This window comes from Micromonospora sp. NPDC020750 (assembly GCF_044334565.1).
In the GTDB taxonomy this organism is placed as follows: Bacteria; Actinomycetota; Actinomycetes; order Mycobacteriales; family Micromonosporaceae; genus Micromonospora.
In genome coordinates, this window is sequence record NZ_JBIRTH010000001.1 from 959849 (window position 1) to 975387 (window position 15539).

12 protein-coding genes and 1 pseudogene are annotated in these 15539 nt (G+C 73.1%); 11 read left to right on the forward strand and 2 right to left on the reverse strand.

Translation table 11 applies throughout. The annotated features are described in order from the left end of the window. Positions 1 to 172: 172 nt before the first annotated feature. The 6 genes and pseudogenes from ACH4T9_RS04395 (at position 173) to ACH4T9_RS04420 (ending at position 4902) form a co-directional block, all read left to right on the forward strand. A complete protein-coding gene (locus ACH4T9_RS04395; RefSeq protein WP_396669751.1) occupies positions 173 to 424 on the forward strand; it encodes a hypothetical protein in 252 nt (83 codons plus the stop codon). Continuing rightward, complete coding sequence (locus ACH4T9_RS04400; RefSeq protein WP_396669752.1) at positions 421 to 2358, forward strand: hypothetical protein; 1938 nt, start codon at positions 421 to 423, stop codon at positions 2356 to 2358. Before ACH4T9_RS04395 ends, ACH4T9_RS04400 begins: the two co-directional genes overlap by 4 nt. 123 nt (positions 2359 to 2481) lie before the next feature. Further along, positions 2482 to 2787: pseudogene (locus tag ACH4T9_RS04405) on the forward strand (DNA-processing protein DprA); the annotation flags it as partial. 67 nt (positions 2788 to 2854) lie between these two features. Continuing rightward, on the forward strand, positions 2855 to 3397 hold the full coding sequence (locus ACH4T9_RS04410) for a DNA-processing protein DprA (protein WP_396669753.1): 543 nt from the start codon (positions 2855 to 2857) through the stop codon (positions 3395 to 3397). Positions 3398 to 3494: 97 nt separating this feature from the next. Continuing rightward, a complete protein-coding gene (locus tag ACH4T9_RS04415) occupies positions 3495 to 3935 on the forward strand; it encodes a hypothetical protein (RefSeq protein ID WP_396669754.1) in 441 nt (146 codons plus the stop codon). Between the two features lie 430 nt (positions 3936 to 4365). Then, positions 4366 to 4902 carry a hypothetical protein gene (locus ACH4T9_RS04420; protein ID WP_396669755.1) on the forward strand — a complete coding sequence of 179 codons (537 nt, stop codon included), beginning with the start codon at positions 4366 to 4368 and terminating at the stop codon, positions 4900 to 4902. Between the two features lie 99 nt (positions 4903 to 5001). Here ACH4T9_RS04420 and ilvD read toward each other — a convergent pair whose 3' ends face one another. Then, positions 5002 to 6849: a dihydroxy-acid dehydratase gene (gene ilvD, locus ACH4T9_RS04425; RefSeq protein WP_396669756.1), complete on the reverse strand. Its 1848-nt coding sequence runs from the start codon at positions 6847 to 6849 to the stop codon at positions 5002 to 5004. Positions 6850 to 6979: 130 nt separating this feature from the next. On the opposite strand from ilvD, the gene ACH4T9_RS04430 reads away from it, so the two are divergent. The 5 genes from ACH4T9_RS04430 (at position 6980) to serA (ending at position 14934) form a co-directional block, all read left to right on the forward strand. Continuing rightward, a complete protein-coding gene (locus ACH4T9_RS04430) occupies positions 6980 to 9424 on the forward strand; it encodes a putative bifunctional diguanylate cyclase/phosphodiesterase (protein ID WP_396669903.1) in 2445 nt (814 codons plus the stop codon). Between the two features lie 183 nt (positions 9425 to 9607). Beyond that, positions 9608 to 11470: an acetolactate synthase large subunit gene (locus ACH4T9_RS04435; RefSeq protein ID WP_396669757.1), complete on the forward strand. Its 1863-nt coding sequence runs from the start codon at positions 9608 to 9610 to the stop codon at positions 11468 to 11470. Then, complete coding sequence (gene ilvN / locus ACH4T9_RS04440; RefSeq protein ID WP_396669758.1) at positions 11470 to 11985, forward strand: acetolactate synthase small subunit; 516 nt, start codon at positions 11470 to 11472, stop codon at positions 11983 to 11985. The genes ACH4T9_RS04435 and ilvN overlap by 1 nt, the downstream gene beginning before the upstream one ends. A 71-nt stretch (positions 11986 to 12056) precedes the next feature. Next, positions 12057 to 13070 carry a ketol-acid reductoisomerase gene (gene ilvC / locus ACH4T9_RS04445; RefSeq protein WP_396669759.1) on the forward strand — a complete coding sequence of 338 codons (1014 nt, stop codon included), beginning with the start codon at positions 12057 to 12059 and terminating at the stop codon, positions 13068 to 13070. 265 nt (positions 13071 to 13335) lie between these two features. Continuing rightward, positions 13336 to 14934 (forward strand): phosphoglycerate dehydrogenase, encoded by a 1599-nt coding sequence (serA, locus tag ACH4T9_RS04450; protein ID WP_396669760.1) that lies wholly within the window; start codon positions 13336 to 13338, stop codon positions 14932 to 14934. A gap of 85 nt (positions 14935 to 15019) precedes the next feature. On the opposite strand, the gene ACH4T9_RS04455 is transcribed toward serA, so the two are convergent. After that, positions 15020 to 15376: a hypothetical protein gene (locus ACH4T9_RS04455; protein WP_396669761.1), complete on the reverse strand. Its 357-nt coding sequence runs from the start codon at positions 15374 to 15376 to the stop codon at positions 15020 to 15022. Between the last annotated feature and the right edge of the window lie 163 nt (positions 15377 to 15539).

A 15539-nucleotide genomic window follows, 5' to 3' on the forward strand; every position in this document is an offset into this window, starting at 1 on the left:
GTGATAGCGCTTCCGACCTTACAAGATGGCTCTGACAAAGGCGATTACCGAGAAATTCCTACGGTTCACCAATTGCTGATTCGGTCAGCCGTCCGAGAGGGAGTGGGTCTGTCGTGCGCGCGTTTTATCGTCAACCGTGTTCGGTCGGGTCGGTGAATCCGGCGGTCGGCCGGTGAGCCCGCGCTGGGTGGCGCACCTGCCGTTCACCGCCGCCGACCTGCCCGCCGCGCGCCGGTTCGCCGGGGCGCTGGCCCGGTCGGTGACCTTCCTGCCCGACGTGGACGCCGGGGAGACGACCGTCTCCGCCGAGGACGAGCAGGGCGTACGCCATCGGATCTTCTGCGACCTGCCGCTGCCGGACCGCACGCGCTGCGTGCGCCGCACCGACCACGACGGGCCCTGCACGGGCCGGCAGCCCCGGTGACCGGCGCGCCCACCGTCGCCTGCCCCGACTGCGACGGCGTGACCTTCCGTCTCGACCCCTGCCGCTGCACCCGCTACGGCGACCGGCTCCTGGCCGACGACGGCCCGCCCGGCGACGCGGAGCCGCGCCGGGAGCCGTACCGGAAATGCGAGCTGTGCCGGGGCGTCGGGACCGTCGCAGTCGCCTGCCTGCGCTGCGGCCGGCGCGGTCGCCGCCGCGCGCAGCTCGTGCTGACCGTGGCCAACCTGGACACGGGCGCGGTCGCGTCCCACCTGGTCGCGCCCGGCACCCTCGACCCCCGTCCGGACCCGGCGGGTGACTGGGTGGCCGACCTGACTCCCCGGGTACGCGAACTGGCCGCCACGACCGGCGTCGCCGCCACCGTCGACCCGCTGACCGTACGGCTGCCGCCGGCCTGGCGGCCCGACCTGCCGGCGGACGAGCGGCACGAGCTGGAGGGTCGGGCCGTCGCGGAGGCCGCCCGACCGGCGTGGCGGGTGCTGGTGGGCCGGTCGACCGCGCCGCCCCCGCTCGACCCCGCCGCCAGGCTGGCCCGGCTCTGTGCGCTGGCGGATCTGCTCCTGCTCGACCTGGTCGTCGAGGCCCGCCGGCACGGCGATGCCCTCCGCTGGGACGTCCGGTACGAGGTGCCCGGTTCGCCCGTGCCCGCCGTGCTGCCGGAGCCCCACGCGGACCTGTCGGCAGCCCTGGCCGCCACCGACATGGTCGGCGCGCTGGCCGGGCTCGGTGAGCGAGGCCGCTGCGCCCCCGCCCGGATGCTCCGCCCCGACCTGCCCCGCCCCCTGCACCCGACGGCGACCGACGTGGCCGGGATCGAGCACCGGGTCCACGCAGGCTGCGCCGGCCCGGCGGGTGGCGGCGGGCTGCCCGGTGCGCAGGCCGTCTGGCGGGACGGGCGCTGGTGGCACACCGGCCTGGGCCACGGCGAGGCGGTCGAGACCCTGGTCGGGCACCCCACCGGCCAGGTCGTCCGCCGGGTGCGGGTGCCGCTGCGCCGGCTCGCCGAGCCGCCGGACCCGGCCTGGCTCGGCGAGCCGGTGTCGTGGCGGCCCTGCCCGGACTGCCGCCCGTCCGGGCTGTCCTGCGTCACCTGCGGCGGCACCCGCCGCCTCCACCGGACGGTGCTGGTGACCATCACCGACCTGCGGCACCGGGTGGTGCACCTGGCCTGGCACGCGGGAGCGCCGGATGTGGCGACCCTGGCCGGTAACACGTCGGGCGGGCGGGCGTCGGTGCGGCTGTCCGGCCGCTACCGGCTGGGCGCGTGGGCGACCGGCTTCGGGGTGCGCCCGGAGGACCTCACCGAGGCCGATGGCGGCCACGAGATCCCGCCGGACGTGCGCGAGGGCTACGTCACCCTGCCCTGGGCGGGCGCGGACCCGGTGGGGGAGCAGGTGGCCGCCGTCCGCCCCGGGCTGCCCGCCGCGCGCCTGCTGGTGGCCGCGGTACGCCCGGACGCGCCCCCGCTGGCCGATCTGCTCCGGCTCACCCACGGCCTCGACCTGGCCCTGGTGGTGGGCGTGCTCGACCTGCGGGGGCACCCGGCCGACCCGCTGCGGGCGCACGGGCTGCTCTGGTCGGTCGACCTGCGATCCCTGGCCGCCCCGGTCTGCCCCGACGACCTGCCGTGCCGGCCCAGCCTGGAGGCGGCCTTGGCGGACTGCCTGGACGGCCTCGACGCGGCCCTCCCCGAGACCGTCCCGACCGACCCGGAGGTGGCGGTCCCGCTGCCGCAGTCGGCTCCCCGCCCACTGCCGGCCGACCCGGTGCCGGCCCTGCTGCGGCTGGCCGCCCAGCACGCCGGGCAGACGGTGACCGCCCGGTTCACCCGGGCCGGCTGCGCCGTCCACCGCCACGACGACGAGGGCATCCGCCCTGTATCCGCAGGCCCCGACCTGGAGATCCCCGATTGACGGGCCACGCGGGGAACATATGTTCGACGCGTGTGGGGGAGATCCGGAACGCGCCAGGTTGCTTCGTCACCATCGCGTGGCCAGCGGGCCGGTGAGCCGGGTCGGGCCTCTACGATCGGGGCCATGGACCGGGCGACGGCGGAGCGGGCGGCGCTGGTAGCGCTGCTGTGGCAGCCCGACCTGGGCTGGTCCGACGCCGCCCACGACGTCCAGGAGACCGGTAGCGCGCTCGGCGTGCTCGGGCGGGTCGTCGGGCAGGCGGACACCCTCTTCCCAGACGAGCGCTCCGTCGACTCGTTGGTCGAGGCCGCCGCCGCCGATCTGGCCGCATGGCAGTCCGAGGGCATCACGGTGCGGGCCTTCTTCGACGACGACTATCCCGCCCAACTCCGCGACATCCGGGAGATGCCGCCGCTGCTGTTCACGCGGGGAGACCTCCGGCCCGACGCCCGAGCCATCGCGGTGGTCGGCAGCCGCGAGGCGAGCGGCCGGGGGGGTGGCGATCGCCCGCTCCGTGGCGACCTCGCTGGCAGTCCGAGGGGTGACGGTGGTCAGCGGCCTGGCGAAGGGCATCGACACCGCCGCCCACCAGGCGGCGCTGGCCGCCGGGGGGCGCACCGTCGCGGTCATCGGCACCGGCATCCGTCGCCACTACCCGGCCGTCAACCGGGCACTGCAGGAGCACATCGCTGAGGTCGGCCTGGTGATCAGCCAGTTCTGGCCGGACGCCGCCCCGACGAAGCAGAGCTTCCCGATGCGCAACGCGGTGATGAGCGGCTACGCCGCCGCCACCGTCGTCGTCGAGGCTGGCGAACGCAGCGGTGCCCGGATCCAGGCGCGGCTCGCCCTTCAGCATGGCCGCCCGGTGGTGCTGACCAGCCAGGTGATGCGACACGACTGGGCGCGTTCGTTCGCCGACCGGCCCGGGGTTCACGTGGCGCATGGCACGGCTGAGCTGGTAGAGGCCATCGACGCCATCCTTGACAGGATGCCGGCCGCGACCGAGCTGGAGGGATTCCCTGAGTTCGCCAGCCTCTGACCCCTGGGCCCGTATCCGGGAACACGTCGAGACCCAGCGGAACTTCCTGCGCAACCCGCTGCCCGCCGCCGAGTGGGTCTGCCCGACCTGCCGAGGCGTGCGCACGCCGGGGTTCGCCTACTGCTACCCATGCCAGGAGCAGCAGACCGAATCCGGAGGTCTGCTCGCCGACGTGGTGGTGCCGATCTCGTACTCGCCACGTACGGGCCAGCATCACCACCACCTGCGCTCGTACAAGTCGCTTCCGGCGTCGACACAGGCGAGGTGGAACCTGCTGGCGCTGCTGCTCCTGTTCCTGCGGGAGCACCTCGACTGCGTGTCCCGACGGATCGGCGGTGCCCCGACCCATGTTGTCGCGGTCCCCAGCACTCGGGGGAGGCCCGGCCCGCACGCACTCCAGGAGCTGATCGGGGACCGGCTGGGGCTGCCCTGGCTCGCCGTTGTGCCGAACCCCGCTACGGGCCTGACGTCCGGAGCTTTCAGCCCGACTGGTTCGGCGTCCGGCTCCCCGAGCACGTCGGCCTCGTCCGGCCGCTGATTGTCGATGACACCTGGACGACCGGGTCTCGGGCGCAGTCGCTCGCCCATGCGTTGAAGACAGCCGGTGCCTCGTCGGTGGCGGTTGTGGTGCTCGGCCGGCACGTCAGGCCGGAACACGCGGCTTCCCGGCCGCTGCTGAAGGCGATCGAGGAGCCGATGTTCGACCTGTCGGTGTGCGCTGTCGAGCGATGATCCCCGATCCTTTGAGAACTTGACGCTTATCCTGGTCGCCGACGCGGCCCTGCGGATCTGCCTGCCGGAGACCGGTATGCGGGTCCTGGCCGGGCTGAAGTTCAGCAGCTCATGCCCGCCCCCGATGCCTGCCCACTCCGATCGTAGGCAAGGATCTACCAAGATCAGGCGGGCCGTCGTGTCGGGAGATCGGTCTGCGGACGGCATCGCCGACGCCGCACCACCGAGAGGGAGCCATGATCGCGGAGCACGTGCGGGACGCGTCGGCCACAGCAGTCGTGTTCGGCTTCTTCGCATCGAGCTGGTTCGGCTGGGCCCAGGAGGCGCCGCCCAAAAGCTGGCGTCCGGTGCTCACCATCGGATCGGTGCTCTCGCTGCTCACCGCCGTCGCCGGCGGGGTTCTCACCTGGCGTCGCTGGTCCGACCCGACGGCCTTCGACGCCGACACCAGCCGCACCTTCGGCCTGGTCGTCGGCATCGAGTTCGGCGTCGCGGCGCTCGGTGCCGGGCTGCTCGCCCTGCGGGGCCGCCGGGAGCTGATCCCCGTCTGGGTCGCGCTCGTGGTGGGGGTGCACCTGTTCCCGGTCGCGGCGCTGCTCGACTATCCGTTGATCCACGTGGTCGCCGCCCTGGTGACGGCGGCGGCGCTGGCGGCGGTTCCGGTCGCCCGGGCCCGCGCCGTGCCGGTGAGCGCGGCGGTCGGAATCGGCGCGGGCGGGGTGCTGCTCGCCGCCGCGGTGTCGTCGCTCGTCATCGCCCTGGTCGGGTACTGAGCGTCGCTCGCGGACGGAGCCGGGGAGCCCTGGCCGGACGGGTGAGCGGCGTCGGGGAGGCCCCTGCCGGGCACGGGAGTGACGGCAGGGGCCCCACGCCTACTCCGGCACCCGGCGGTAGGCGCCGTCGCTGGCCGAGGTGGCCATCGAGGCGTACGCGCGCAGCGCCGCCGACACCGGCCGCTGCCGGTCGAGCGGCGTGTACGGCTTGTCGCGCTTCTCCTGCGCGACGCGGCGGGCCTCCAGCACGTCGTCCGGCACGTTCAGCGAGATCGACCGGGCCGGGATGTCGATGACGATCTCGTCGCCGGGCTCGACCAGGGCGATCAGGCCGCCGGAGGCCGCCTCGGGGGAGGCGTGCCCGATGGACAGCCCCGAGGTCCCGCCGGAGAACCGGCCGTCGGTGAGCAGCGCGCAGGCCTTGCCCAGCCCCCGGCCCTTGAGGAACGAGGTGGGGTAGAGCATCTCCTGCATGCCGGGGCCGCCCTTCGGGCCCTCGTACCGGATCACCACCACGTCCCCGGCCACGATCTCCTTCGCAAGGATCGCCGTCACGGCGTCGTCCTGGGACTCGTACACCTTTGCCGGGCCGCGGAAGGTCAGGCACTCGTCGGGCACCCCGGCGGTCTTCACCACGCAGCCCTCCGGGGCGAGGTTGCCGTGCAGGATGGCCAGCCCGCCGTCGGCGCTGTAGGCGTGGGCGAGGTCCCGCACGCAGCCGCCGGCCGCGTCGGTGTCCAGCGTGGACCAGCGGTTGGTGGTGGAGAACGGCTCGGTGGTGCGCACCCCGCCGGGGGCGGCGTGGAACAGCTCGACCGCCTCGGGGGTGGCCGAGCCGCCCCGCACGTCCCAGTCGGCGAGCCACCTCGTAAGGCTGGGGGAGTGCACGGCGTGCACGTCCCGGTGCAGCAGGCCGGCGCGGTCCAGCTCGCCGAGCAGGGCCGGGATGCCGCCGGCCCGGTGCACGTCCTCCATGTGGTACTGCGGCGAGTTCGGGGCGACCTTGGCCAGGCACGGGACCCGACGGGAGATCGCGTCGATGTCGGCCACCGAGAACTCCATCTCGGCTTCCCGGGCGGCGGCGAGCAGGTGCAGGATCGTGTTGGTCGACCCGCCCATCGCCACGTCCAGGGCGACCGCGTTCTCGAACGCGGCCCGGTCGGCGACCCGCCGGGGCAGCACCGAGGCGTCGTCGCCGTCGTACCAGCGCTTGGCGATCTCCACGACGGTGCGGCCGGCCTCGACGAAGAGCGACCGGCGTGCGGCGTGGGTGGCCAGCGTCGAGCCGTTGCCGGGCAGGGCCAGGCCGATCGCCTCGGTGAGGCAGTTCATCGAGTTCGCGGTGAACATGCCGGAGCAGGAGCCGCACGTCGGGCAGGCCGACCGCTCGATCTCGCCGAGCTGGTCGTCGGTGACCGCGTTGTTGGACGAGGCGACCATCGCGTCGATCAGGTCGATCTTGGAGTGCACGATCCCCTCGATCGCCATCGTCTTGCCGGCCTCCATCGGGCCGCCGGAGACGAAGACGGTGGGGATGTTCAGCCGCAGCGCGGCCAGCAGCATGCCGGGGGTGATCTTGTCGCAGTTCGAGATGCAGACCAGGGCGTCCGCGCAGTGCGCGTTGACCATGTACTCCACCGCGTCGGCGATCAGCTCCCGGCTGGGCAGGGAGTAGAGCATCCCGCCGTGACCCATGGCGATGCCGTCGTCGACCGCGATCGTGTTGAACTCCCGGCCCACCCCGCCGGCCTCGGCCACCGCGTCGGCGACGAGGCCGCCCATGTCCTTGAGATGCACGTGGCCGGGCACGAACTGGGTGAAACTGTTGGCGATGGCGACGATCGGCTTGCCGAAGTCGTCGTCGGTCATCCCGGTGGCCCGCCACAGGGCCCGGGCGCCGGCCATCGTCCGGCCATGCGTGGAGGTCTTCGACCGCAGCTCAGGCATGCGTACCAGTCTTGCACCGTCGGCCGGGGTGCTCCCAGGGGTGCCGCGCTGTGTCCCAACAGTTGCGCACCCGGCCCCCCACGCCGAGCGGGCATCCGGCACAGTTGAGGACGTGCACTTCCCCCCGGGCATGATCGCTGTGGCGGTGCTGAGCGGCCTCGTGGCCGCCGGCGCCACCGCGCTGCTGGTCGTCCTCGCCCGCCGGGCGGGGCGAGGGTGCGGGCAGGCCGCCGCGCTGGTCGCCGCCGCCGGGGTGTTCGCGCTGTTCAGCCTGCTGATCGGGTGGGCGGTGCCGCTCGTCGGCGGCGCATACCTGGCTGATCAGCAGGGTCTGCGCGTCGGCTGGGCCACCCTGGTCTCCGTCGGCACCGCGGTGAGCGCGTTCGCCTTCGGCGCGGGCCTGCTCCGGCTGACCTGCGCGGGGCCCACCCGGGCGGCGACGGCCCGGCTGGTGCTCGACGGCCTGATCATGGCGACCGCGCTCTGGTTCGTCGGCTGGGTACTCCTCTCCGAGCCGACCCGGCTGCTCGCCACCGCCATCCCGGCGGCCTGCGCGCCGATCCTGCTGGCCAGCGTCAGCGTGGCGCTCACCGCCGGGCTCACCCTGATCGTGCTCATGCGGGCCGCCGCGCCCCGCCGCCGGCTGGCCTGGCTCGGCGCCGGGATCACGGCGGTCACCTGCGGCGGGTTGGGCATCGCCGGCGGGCTCTGCCAGTCCGTGCCCGGCATGCTGCTGGCCGGCACGGTCCTGCTCGCGGCCGGGCTGCTGACCGCCGCGCTGGCCGTGCACCGGGCCGTGCACCGGGCCGCCCCGCCCGGGCAGCTCGACGTCGACCTGATCCGCCGGGACGGCGCGTACGCCTTCGTCCCGATGGTCGCGATGGCCGCCTCCGCGATGTACCACCTGCTCCAGGGCGGCCGGTTCGACGCGCTGGGCATCGTCGCCGGCAGCGTCGAGGGGTTCGCGCTGGTGGCCCGGCAGTACTTCGCCCTGCACGACGTTCGCCGGTACGCGAGCCGGCTCGCCGAGCGCGAGGCGCACTTCCGGGAGCTGGCCCACACCGACCCGTTGACCGGCCTGGCCAACCGGCGGGGGCTGCTGCGCGCCCTGCAGGACAGCACCGGTTCCGGCGTCCCGTGCGTGCTGCTCGGCCTGGACCTGGACGGCTTCAAGAACGTCAACGACATGCGCGGGCACGACGTGGGCGACGAGGTGCTGGCCGAGGTGGGCCGGCGATTGCGCGGCAACCTGCGCCCCGGCGACCTGGCCGCCCGGCTGGGCGGCGACGAGTTCGCGGTGCTCATGCCCGGCCGCCCGCCCGACGCCGGCCGGGTCGCCGAGCGGCTGCTCGGGCTGCTCGGCCGCCCGTACGAGCAGCCGGGCGGGCCGGTCTTCCTCTCGGTCAGCATCGGGGTGGCCGGGCAGCCCGACGAGCCGGACACCGAGCTGCTGCTGCGCCACGCCGACCTGGCCCTGCGCTACGCCAAGCAGCGCGGCAAGAACCGGATCGAGCACTACGACGTCGCCTACGACGAGCTGCTGCGCCGCCGCACGACGCTGGAGCACGAGCTGCGCGGCGCGATCGAGCGCGACGAGCTGCGGTTGGTGTTCCAGCCGGTGGCGTCGCTGCCGTCGGTGCGCCCGGTGGGCGCGGAGGCGCTGCTGCGCTGGCGCCACCCGGAGCTGGGCAACGTCCGCCCGGACGAGTTCATCCCGCTGGCCGAGGAGTGCGGGATGATCGCCAAGCTCGGGGCGTGGGTGCTGCACCAGGCGTGTCACCAGCTCTCCCGCTGGCTGGCCGACGGGCACGACGTGTGGGTCTCGGTGAACGTCTCCCCCCGGGAGCTGCACGCCCCCGAGTACGTGATCCAGGTCGCCGAGGCGCTGCGCGCCCACCACGTGCCGCCGCAGCGGCTGGTGCTGGAGGTCACCGAGCACGCCGTCGCGACCGACCTCGACGAACTCGTCCGGCGGCTGACCGCGCTGCGGCGCACCGGCGTCCGGATCGCCCTGGACGACTTCGGCGCCGGGTACTCGTCGCTCGGGCAGCTACGCCGGTTGCCGATCGACATCCTCAAGATCGACCACAGCCTGGTCGCCGAGCACGAGCCGGTTCGGCCCGTGGGCACCGACGGCCCGGCCTTCGCCCCGATGGTCGACATCGTCATGCGGCTGGGCCACCAGCTCGGGATGGAGGTGATCGCCGAGGGAGTGACCACCCCCACCGAGCTGGCCGCGGTGGTCGCCGCCGGTTGCCGGTGGGGCCAGGGCGCGCTCTTCGGCTGGGGGGTGCCGGGCGAGCACCTGGAGGCGATGCTGGAGGCCGCCACGTCCGGTGGCGCGCGTCCCGCCCCGGTGTCGGCGCCGCCCGCCGGGCACCCCGCCGCCGTGCCGGCCCCGCCCGCGGCGGCGCGTCCACGGCGGCTGCCGACGATGCCCGCCCAACGCCCCGACGGGGGCGCGTCCGTGCAGCTGGGGGCGGTCGGAGCCGGTGTGCCGGAGAGCACGTCACCGACGCCCGTTAACCAAAATGTGGGATCAGTTGACTCATCGCGTGAGATGCGGCAGGCTTGACCGCATGCCGTCGACCTCTCCGCGAGTACTTACCTGAGCGCACTCTCCGTCATCGAGAGTGCGCTGGCCCCGTGCATCTGCACGAGGGCCGTTTTTATTGCCGTCGGACCCATCCGGGTGTGCCCCGCCCGCGTTGCACCGCCTGAAGAGCATCAGCCACTCCAGCCGAAGGCCTGAACCGCCATGACGAGACCCACGCCAGAGACCCTCGCCCATTCCGCCCGCCGGACCCGTGCCGGCGCCGAGCCGGCGACCGCCGACCAGGTCGCGCCGTCCGCCCCGGCGGTACGGCAGCCCGCGCCCGCGCAGATCTCCGGAGCCGGGTCGCTCGTGCGGTCCCTGGAGGCGCTCGGCGTCGATGTCGTCTTCGGCATTCCGGGCGGGGCGATCCTCCCGGCGTACGACCCGCTCTACGACTCCACCGTCCGGCACATCCTGGTCCGGCACGAGCAGGGCGCCGGACACGCGGCCACCGGGTACGCCCAGGCCACCGGCAAGGTCGGGGTCTGCATGGCCACCTCCGGCCCGGGCGCGACGAACCTGGTCACCCCGATCGCCGACGCGTACATGGACTCGGTGGCCATGGTGGCGATCACCGGTCAGGTGGCCCGGCCGTCGATCGGCACGGACGCCTTCCAGGAGGCCGACATCCAGGGCATCACCCTGCCGATCACCAAGCACAACTTCCTGGTGCAGACGCCGGAGGAGATCCCGCAGGTGCTCGCCGAGGCGTTCCACCTGGCCTCGACCGGTCGCCCCGGCCCGGTGCTGGTGGACATCCCGAAGGACGTCCTCCAGGCGCAGACCACCTTCTCCTGGCCGCCGACGCTGGACCTGCCCGGGTACCGGCCGACCCTGCACCCGCACGGCAAGCAGATCCGGGAGGCCGCCCGGCTGATGACCTCGGCCCGCCGGCCGGTGCTCTACGTCGGCGGCGGGGTCCTCAAGGCCGGCGCCACGGACGGGCTGCGTCGGCTGGCCGAGCTGACCGGCATCCCGGTGGTCACCACGCTGATGGCGCTCGGGGCGTTCCCCGACTCACACCCGCAGCACCTGGGCATGCCGGGCATGCACGGCACCGTGTCGGCGGTCTACGGCCTGCAGAAGTCGGACCTGATCGTGGCGCTCGGCGCCCGGTTCGACGACCGCGTCACCGGCCAGCTGGACTCGTTCGCCCCGGACGCGACCGTCGTGCACGCCGACATCGACCCGGCCGAGATCGGCAAGAACCGGCACGCGGACGTGCCGATCGTCGGCGACGCCCGGCACGTGATCGACGAGCTGATCGCCGCGGTCACCACCGAGCGGTCCGCCAGCCGTCCGGCCGACCTCGGCGACTGGTGGGCCCAGCTCGACGAGCTGCGCAAGCGGTACCCGCTGGGCTACGAGGAGTCAGCCGACGGCTCCCTTTCCCCGCAGTACGTGATCGAGCGGCTCGGGAAGATCGCCGGGCCGGAGGCCGTCTACGTCGCCGGCGTCGGCCAGCACCAGATGTGGGCGTCGCAGTTCATCTCGTACGAGCGGCCGGGCACCTGGCTCAACTCCGGCGGCCTCGGCACCATGGGCTACGCGGTCCCGGCCGCCATGGGGGCCAAGGTGGGCAGGCCGGACACGGTGGTCTGGGCGGTGGACGGCGACGGCTGCTTCCAAATGACCAACCAGGAGCTGGCCACCTGCGCGCTGGAGGGCATCCCGGTCAAGATCGCCGTGATCAACAACGGCAACCTCGGCATGGTGCGGCAGTGGCAGACGCTGTTCTACAACGAGCGGTACTCGAACACCGAGTTGGGCACCCACAAGCACCGCATCCCCGATTTCGTCAAGCTCGCCGAGGCGCTCGGCTGCGTCGGCCTGCGCTGCGAGAGCGCGGCCGACGTGGACTCCACCATCGAGGCGGCGATGGCGATCAACGATGCCCCCGTCGTGATCGACTTCGTGGTCGGCAAGGACGCGATGGTCTGGCCGATGGTGGCCGCCGGCACCAGCAACGACGAGATCATGTTCGCCCGCGGCGTCCGCCCGAACTTCGACGAGGACGATATCTAATGAACCTGCACACCCTGTCCGTGCTCGTGGAAAACAAGCCGGGCGTCCTGGCCCGGGTCTCCGGGCTGTTCTCCCGGCGCGGCTTCAACATCGACAGTCTCGCCGTCGGCGAGACCGAGAACCCGGACGTCTCCCGGATCACCATCGTGGTCAACGCCGAGTCGTCCCCCCTGGAGCAGGTCACCAAGCAGCTCAACAAGCTGGTCAACGTGCTCAAGATCGTCGAGCTGGACCCGCAGGTCTCGGTCGCCCGGGAACTGCTGCTGGTCAAGGTCCGCGCCGACCGGGCCATCCGTGGCCAGGTGCTCGAGACGGTCAACCTGTTCCGCGCCCGGGTGGTCGACGTCGCGCCCGACACGCTGACGATCGAGGCCACCGGCACCCCCGACAAGCTGGACGCGCTGCTACGCGACCTCGAAACGTTCGGGATCAAGGAGATGGTCCAGTCCGGCACGGTGGCGATCGGGCGCGGCTCGCGTTCGATCGCCGCCGGCCCGGCGCTGAGGGCCGCCTGAGCCCCTTGCCCGCCACACCACCCGCACAAGCCACGACGGGCCGCCCGGGCCGCCGTACGAAAGGGAAGTCAATGAGCGTTGAGGTGTACTACGACGACGATGCCGACCTGGGCCTGATCCAGGCCAAGAAGGTGGCGGTGATCGGGTACGGCAGCCAGGGCCACGCCCACGCGCTGTCGCTGCGGGACTCCGGCGTCGACGTGGTGATCGGCCTGCCGGCGGGCTCGAAGAGCCGGCCCAAGGCCGAGGAGCAGGGCCTGCGGGTGCTCACCCCGGCGGAGGCCGCGGCCGAGGCCGACGTGATCATGATCCTGGCACCGGACACCGCCCAGCGGACCCTCTACACGGAGGCGATCGCGCCGAATCTGGCACCCGGCAAGGCCATCCTCTTCGGCCACGGCTTCAACATCCGGTACGACCTGATCAAGCCGCCGGCCGACGTGGACGTCGCGATGGTCGCCCCGAAGGGCCCGGGTCACCTGGTCCGCCGCCAGTACGTCGACGGCAAGGGCGTGCCCTGCCTGGTGGCCGTCGAGCAGGACGCCACCGGCACCGCCCTCGCGTTGGCCCTGGCCTACGCGAAGGGGATCGGCGGCACCCGGGCCGGCGTGATCCGGACCACCTTCAAGGAGGAGACGGAGACCGACCTCTTCGGCGAGCAGGCGGTGCTCTGCGGCGGCGCGGCGGCCCTGGTGCAGACCGGGTTCGAGGTGCTCACCGAGGCGGGCTACGCCCCCGAGGTGGCCTACTTCGAGTGCCTGCACGAGCTGAAGCTGATCGTCGACCTGATGTACGAGGGCGGCATCGCGAAGATGCGCTACAGCATCTCCGACACCGCCGAGTACGGCGACCTCTCCCGCGGCCCGCGCGTCGTCGACGCCCGGGTCAAGGAGGAGATGCGCAAGATCCTCTCCGAGGTCCAGTCCGGCGAGTTCGCCCGCGAGTGGGTGGCCGAGGACGAGGCGGGCCGGCCGAACTTCACCAAGTGGCAGGCCGAGGGCGCGGCGCACCCGATCGAGGAGACCGGTCAGAAGCTGCGGTCCATGATGAGCTGGGTCGACCGGCCGATCACCGAGACCGCCTGACCCCGGCGTGGACAGCGGTGGCCCGCCCGACGCCCACCCGGCGCCGGGCGGGTCGCCGCTGGTGTTCTCCCGCCCGGAACCCCACTGACATGTCGGGTTTGTGAGGGCCCTCACCCCACAGTCCGGGGCACGCCGGCCGGCCCGCGCCCTAACATCGCGGGTAGGTGCGTAGCCGCCACCTGACGGCCATGGCACGACTCGGCGCAGGGCGCAGCGCGGCGCCCCCACGTCCCGGCCGACCGCCACACGACCTCTACGAGGACCGATGACTCCTGTCGTACTGATCGCCGAAGAACTCGCCCCCGCCGCCATCGAGGTGCTCGCCCACGACTTCGACGTCCGTCACGTCGACGGCACCGACCGTCAGGCCCTGCTCTCCGCGCTCTCCGAGGCCGATGCGGTGATCGTGCGCAGCGCCACGCAGATCGACGCCGAGGCGATCGCCGCCGCCCCGCGGCTGAAGGTGGTGGCCCGGGCCGGCGTGGGTCTGGACAACGTCGAGGTGCCGGCTGCCACCGCGCGGGGCGTCATGGTCGTCAACGCCCCCACCTCCAACATCGTCTCCGCCGCCGAGCAGGCCGTCGCGCTGCTGCTGGCCGTGGCCCGCAACACCGCCAGCGCCAGCGCCGCGCTGAAGGCCGGCGAGTGGAAGCGGTCCAAGTACACCGGCGTCGAGGTGCAGGGCAAGACCGTGGGCGTGGTCGGCCTCGGCCGGATCGGGGTGCTCTTCGCGTCCCGGATCGCCGCCTTCGGCACCCGGCTGATCGCGTACGACCCGTACATCCAGCCGGCCCGCGCGGCGCAGCTCGGGGTGCGCCTGGTCGGGCTGGAGGAGCTGCTGCGGGAGAGCGACTTCATCTCGATCCACCTGCCGAAGACCCCGGAGACCGTGGGCCTGATCGGCGAGAAGGAGCTGGCGATCGTCAAGCCGGGCGTGCGGATCGTCAACGCCGCCCGCGGCGGACTGATCGACGAGCAGGCCCTCGCCGACGCGCTCGCCGAGGGCCGGGTGGGCGGTGCCGGCGTCGACGTGTACGTCAAGGAGCCGTGCACCTCCTCGCCGCTGTTCGCCTTCGACAACGTGGTGGCCACCCCGCACCTGGGCGCCTCCACCGCCGAGGCGCAGGACAAGGCCGGCCTGGCCGTGGCCAGGAGCGTGAAGCTGGCGTTGCAGGGCGAGTTCGTTCCGGACGCGGTCAACGTGCAGGCCGGCGGCGTGGTCGCCGAGGACGTCCGCCCGCTGCTGCCGCTGGCCGAGAAGCTCGGCCGGGCGTTCACCGCCGTGGCCGGCGGGGTGGCCGCCAGCGTCACCGTCGAGGTGCGCGGGGGAGTCGTGAACCACGACGTCTCGGTGCTCAAGCTCGCGGCCACCAAGGGGCTGTTCAGCTCCGTGGTCGAGGAGCAGGTCACCTACGTCAACGCGCCGCACCTGGCCGCCGAGCGTGGCGTAGAGGTCAACCTCGCCAGCCTGGCCGAGACCGCCGAGCACCAGACCCTGGTGACCGTCCGCGGCGCGCTGCCGGACGGCCGCACGGTCAGCGTCTCCGGCACGGTCGCCCACACCGGTGCCCGCGACATCCTCAAGCTCACCGAGGTCGACGGCTTCGACGTGGAGATCGGCGCGGAGGGCATCCTGCTCTTCCTGCGCTACGCGGACCGGCCGGGCGTGGTCGGCACCGTCGGCACCCTGCTCGGCGAGGCCGGTATCAACATCGCGGCGATGCAGGTGGCCCGCCGGGAGGCCGGCGGTGAGACGCTGATGACCCTCACGGTCGACCAGGCGCTCGGCGCGGACCTGCTCACCTCCGCGGCTGACTCGATCGGCGCGACCTCGGCCAGCGCCGCCGACCTGCGCGACGAGTAGGTCCATCCAGGAACGAGTGACACGGCGTCCACACAGGACGGATCAGGGGCCCGGCCGGACGGCCGGGCCCCTCGCCGTCGACCGGTCAGCGGCGCGCCGGGGCGGGTGGCGGGTAGACCGAGCCGTCCTGGTAGTCGAACAGCATCAGGTGGCACTCGCCGGCCAGCCGCTCGATGTCGAGCAGCACCTGGTCCTCGCAGGCCGGGTTGAGGTTCATCTCGATGTGGTCGTTGGCCGCGTGCAGGGGCGCGACCACCCACGGGGAACCCGGGCCCGCCGGCCGGTCCGGATAGCGGGCGGTGATCGCCCGGTAGAAGGCGACGACCCGTGGGTCCGGGTAGCGGTCGTCGTGCTGCCCCTGTCGGCACCGTTGCACTGCTGCCCGCACGTCCATGGGCGTGGCCCTGTCCGGAAGGGCCCACACGCTCAGATCGAAACTCACGGCGGACAGCGTGCCATCCCGGGCCGGGTAAGTCACCGTGACCCCGCCGCAGGTCAGTCGTGAAACTTCCGATCGTCCTTCGGGGACGGTCCGCTGTGGAGACCCTTGCATCGAGTGACGGCGATTCGCTAGCGTACTCGTGCGGTCACTGGTTGAGTTCGGC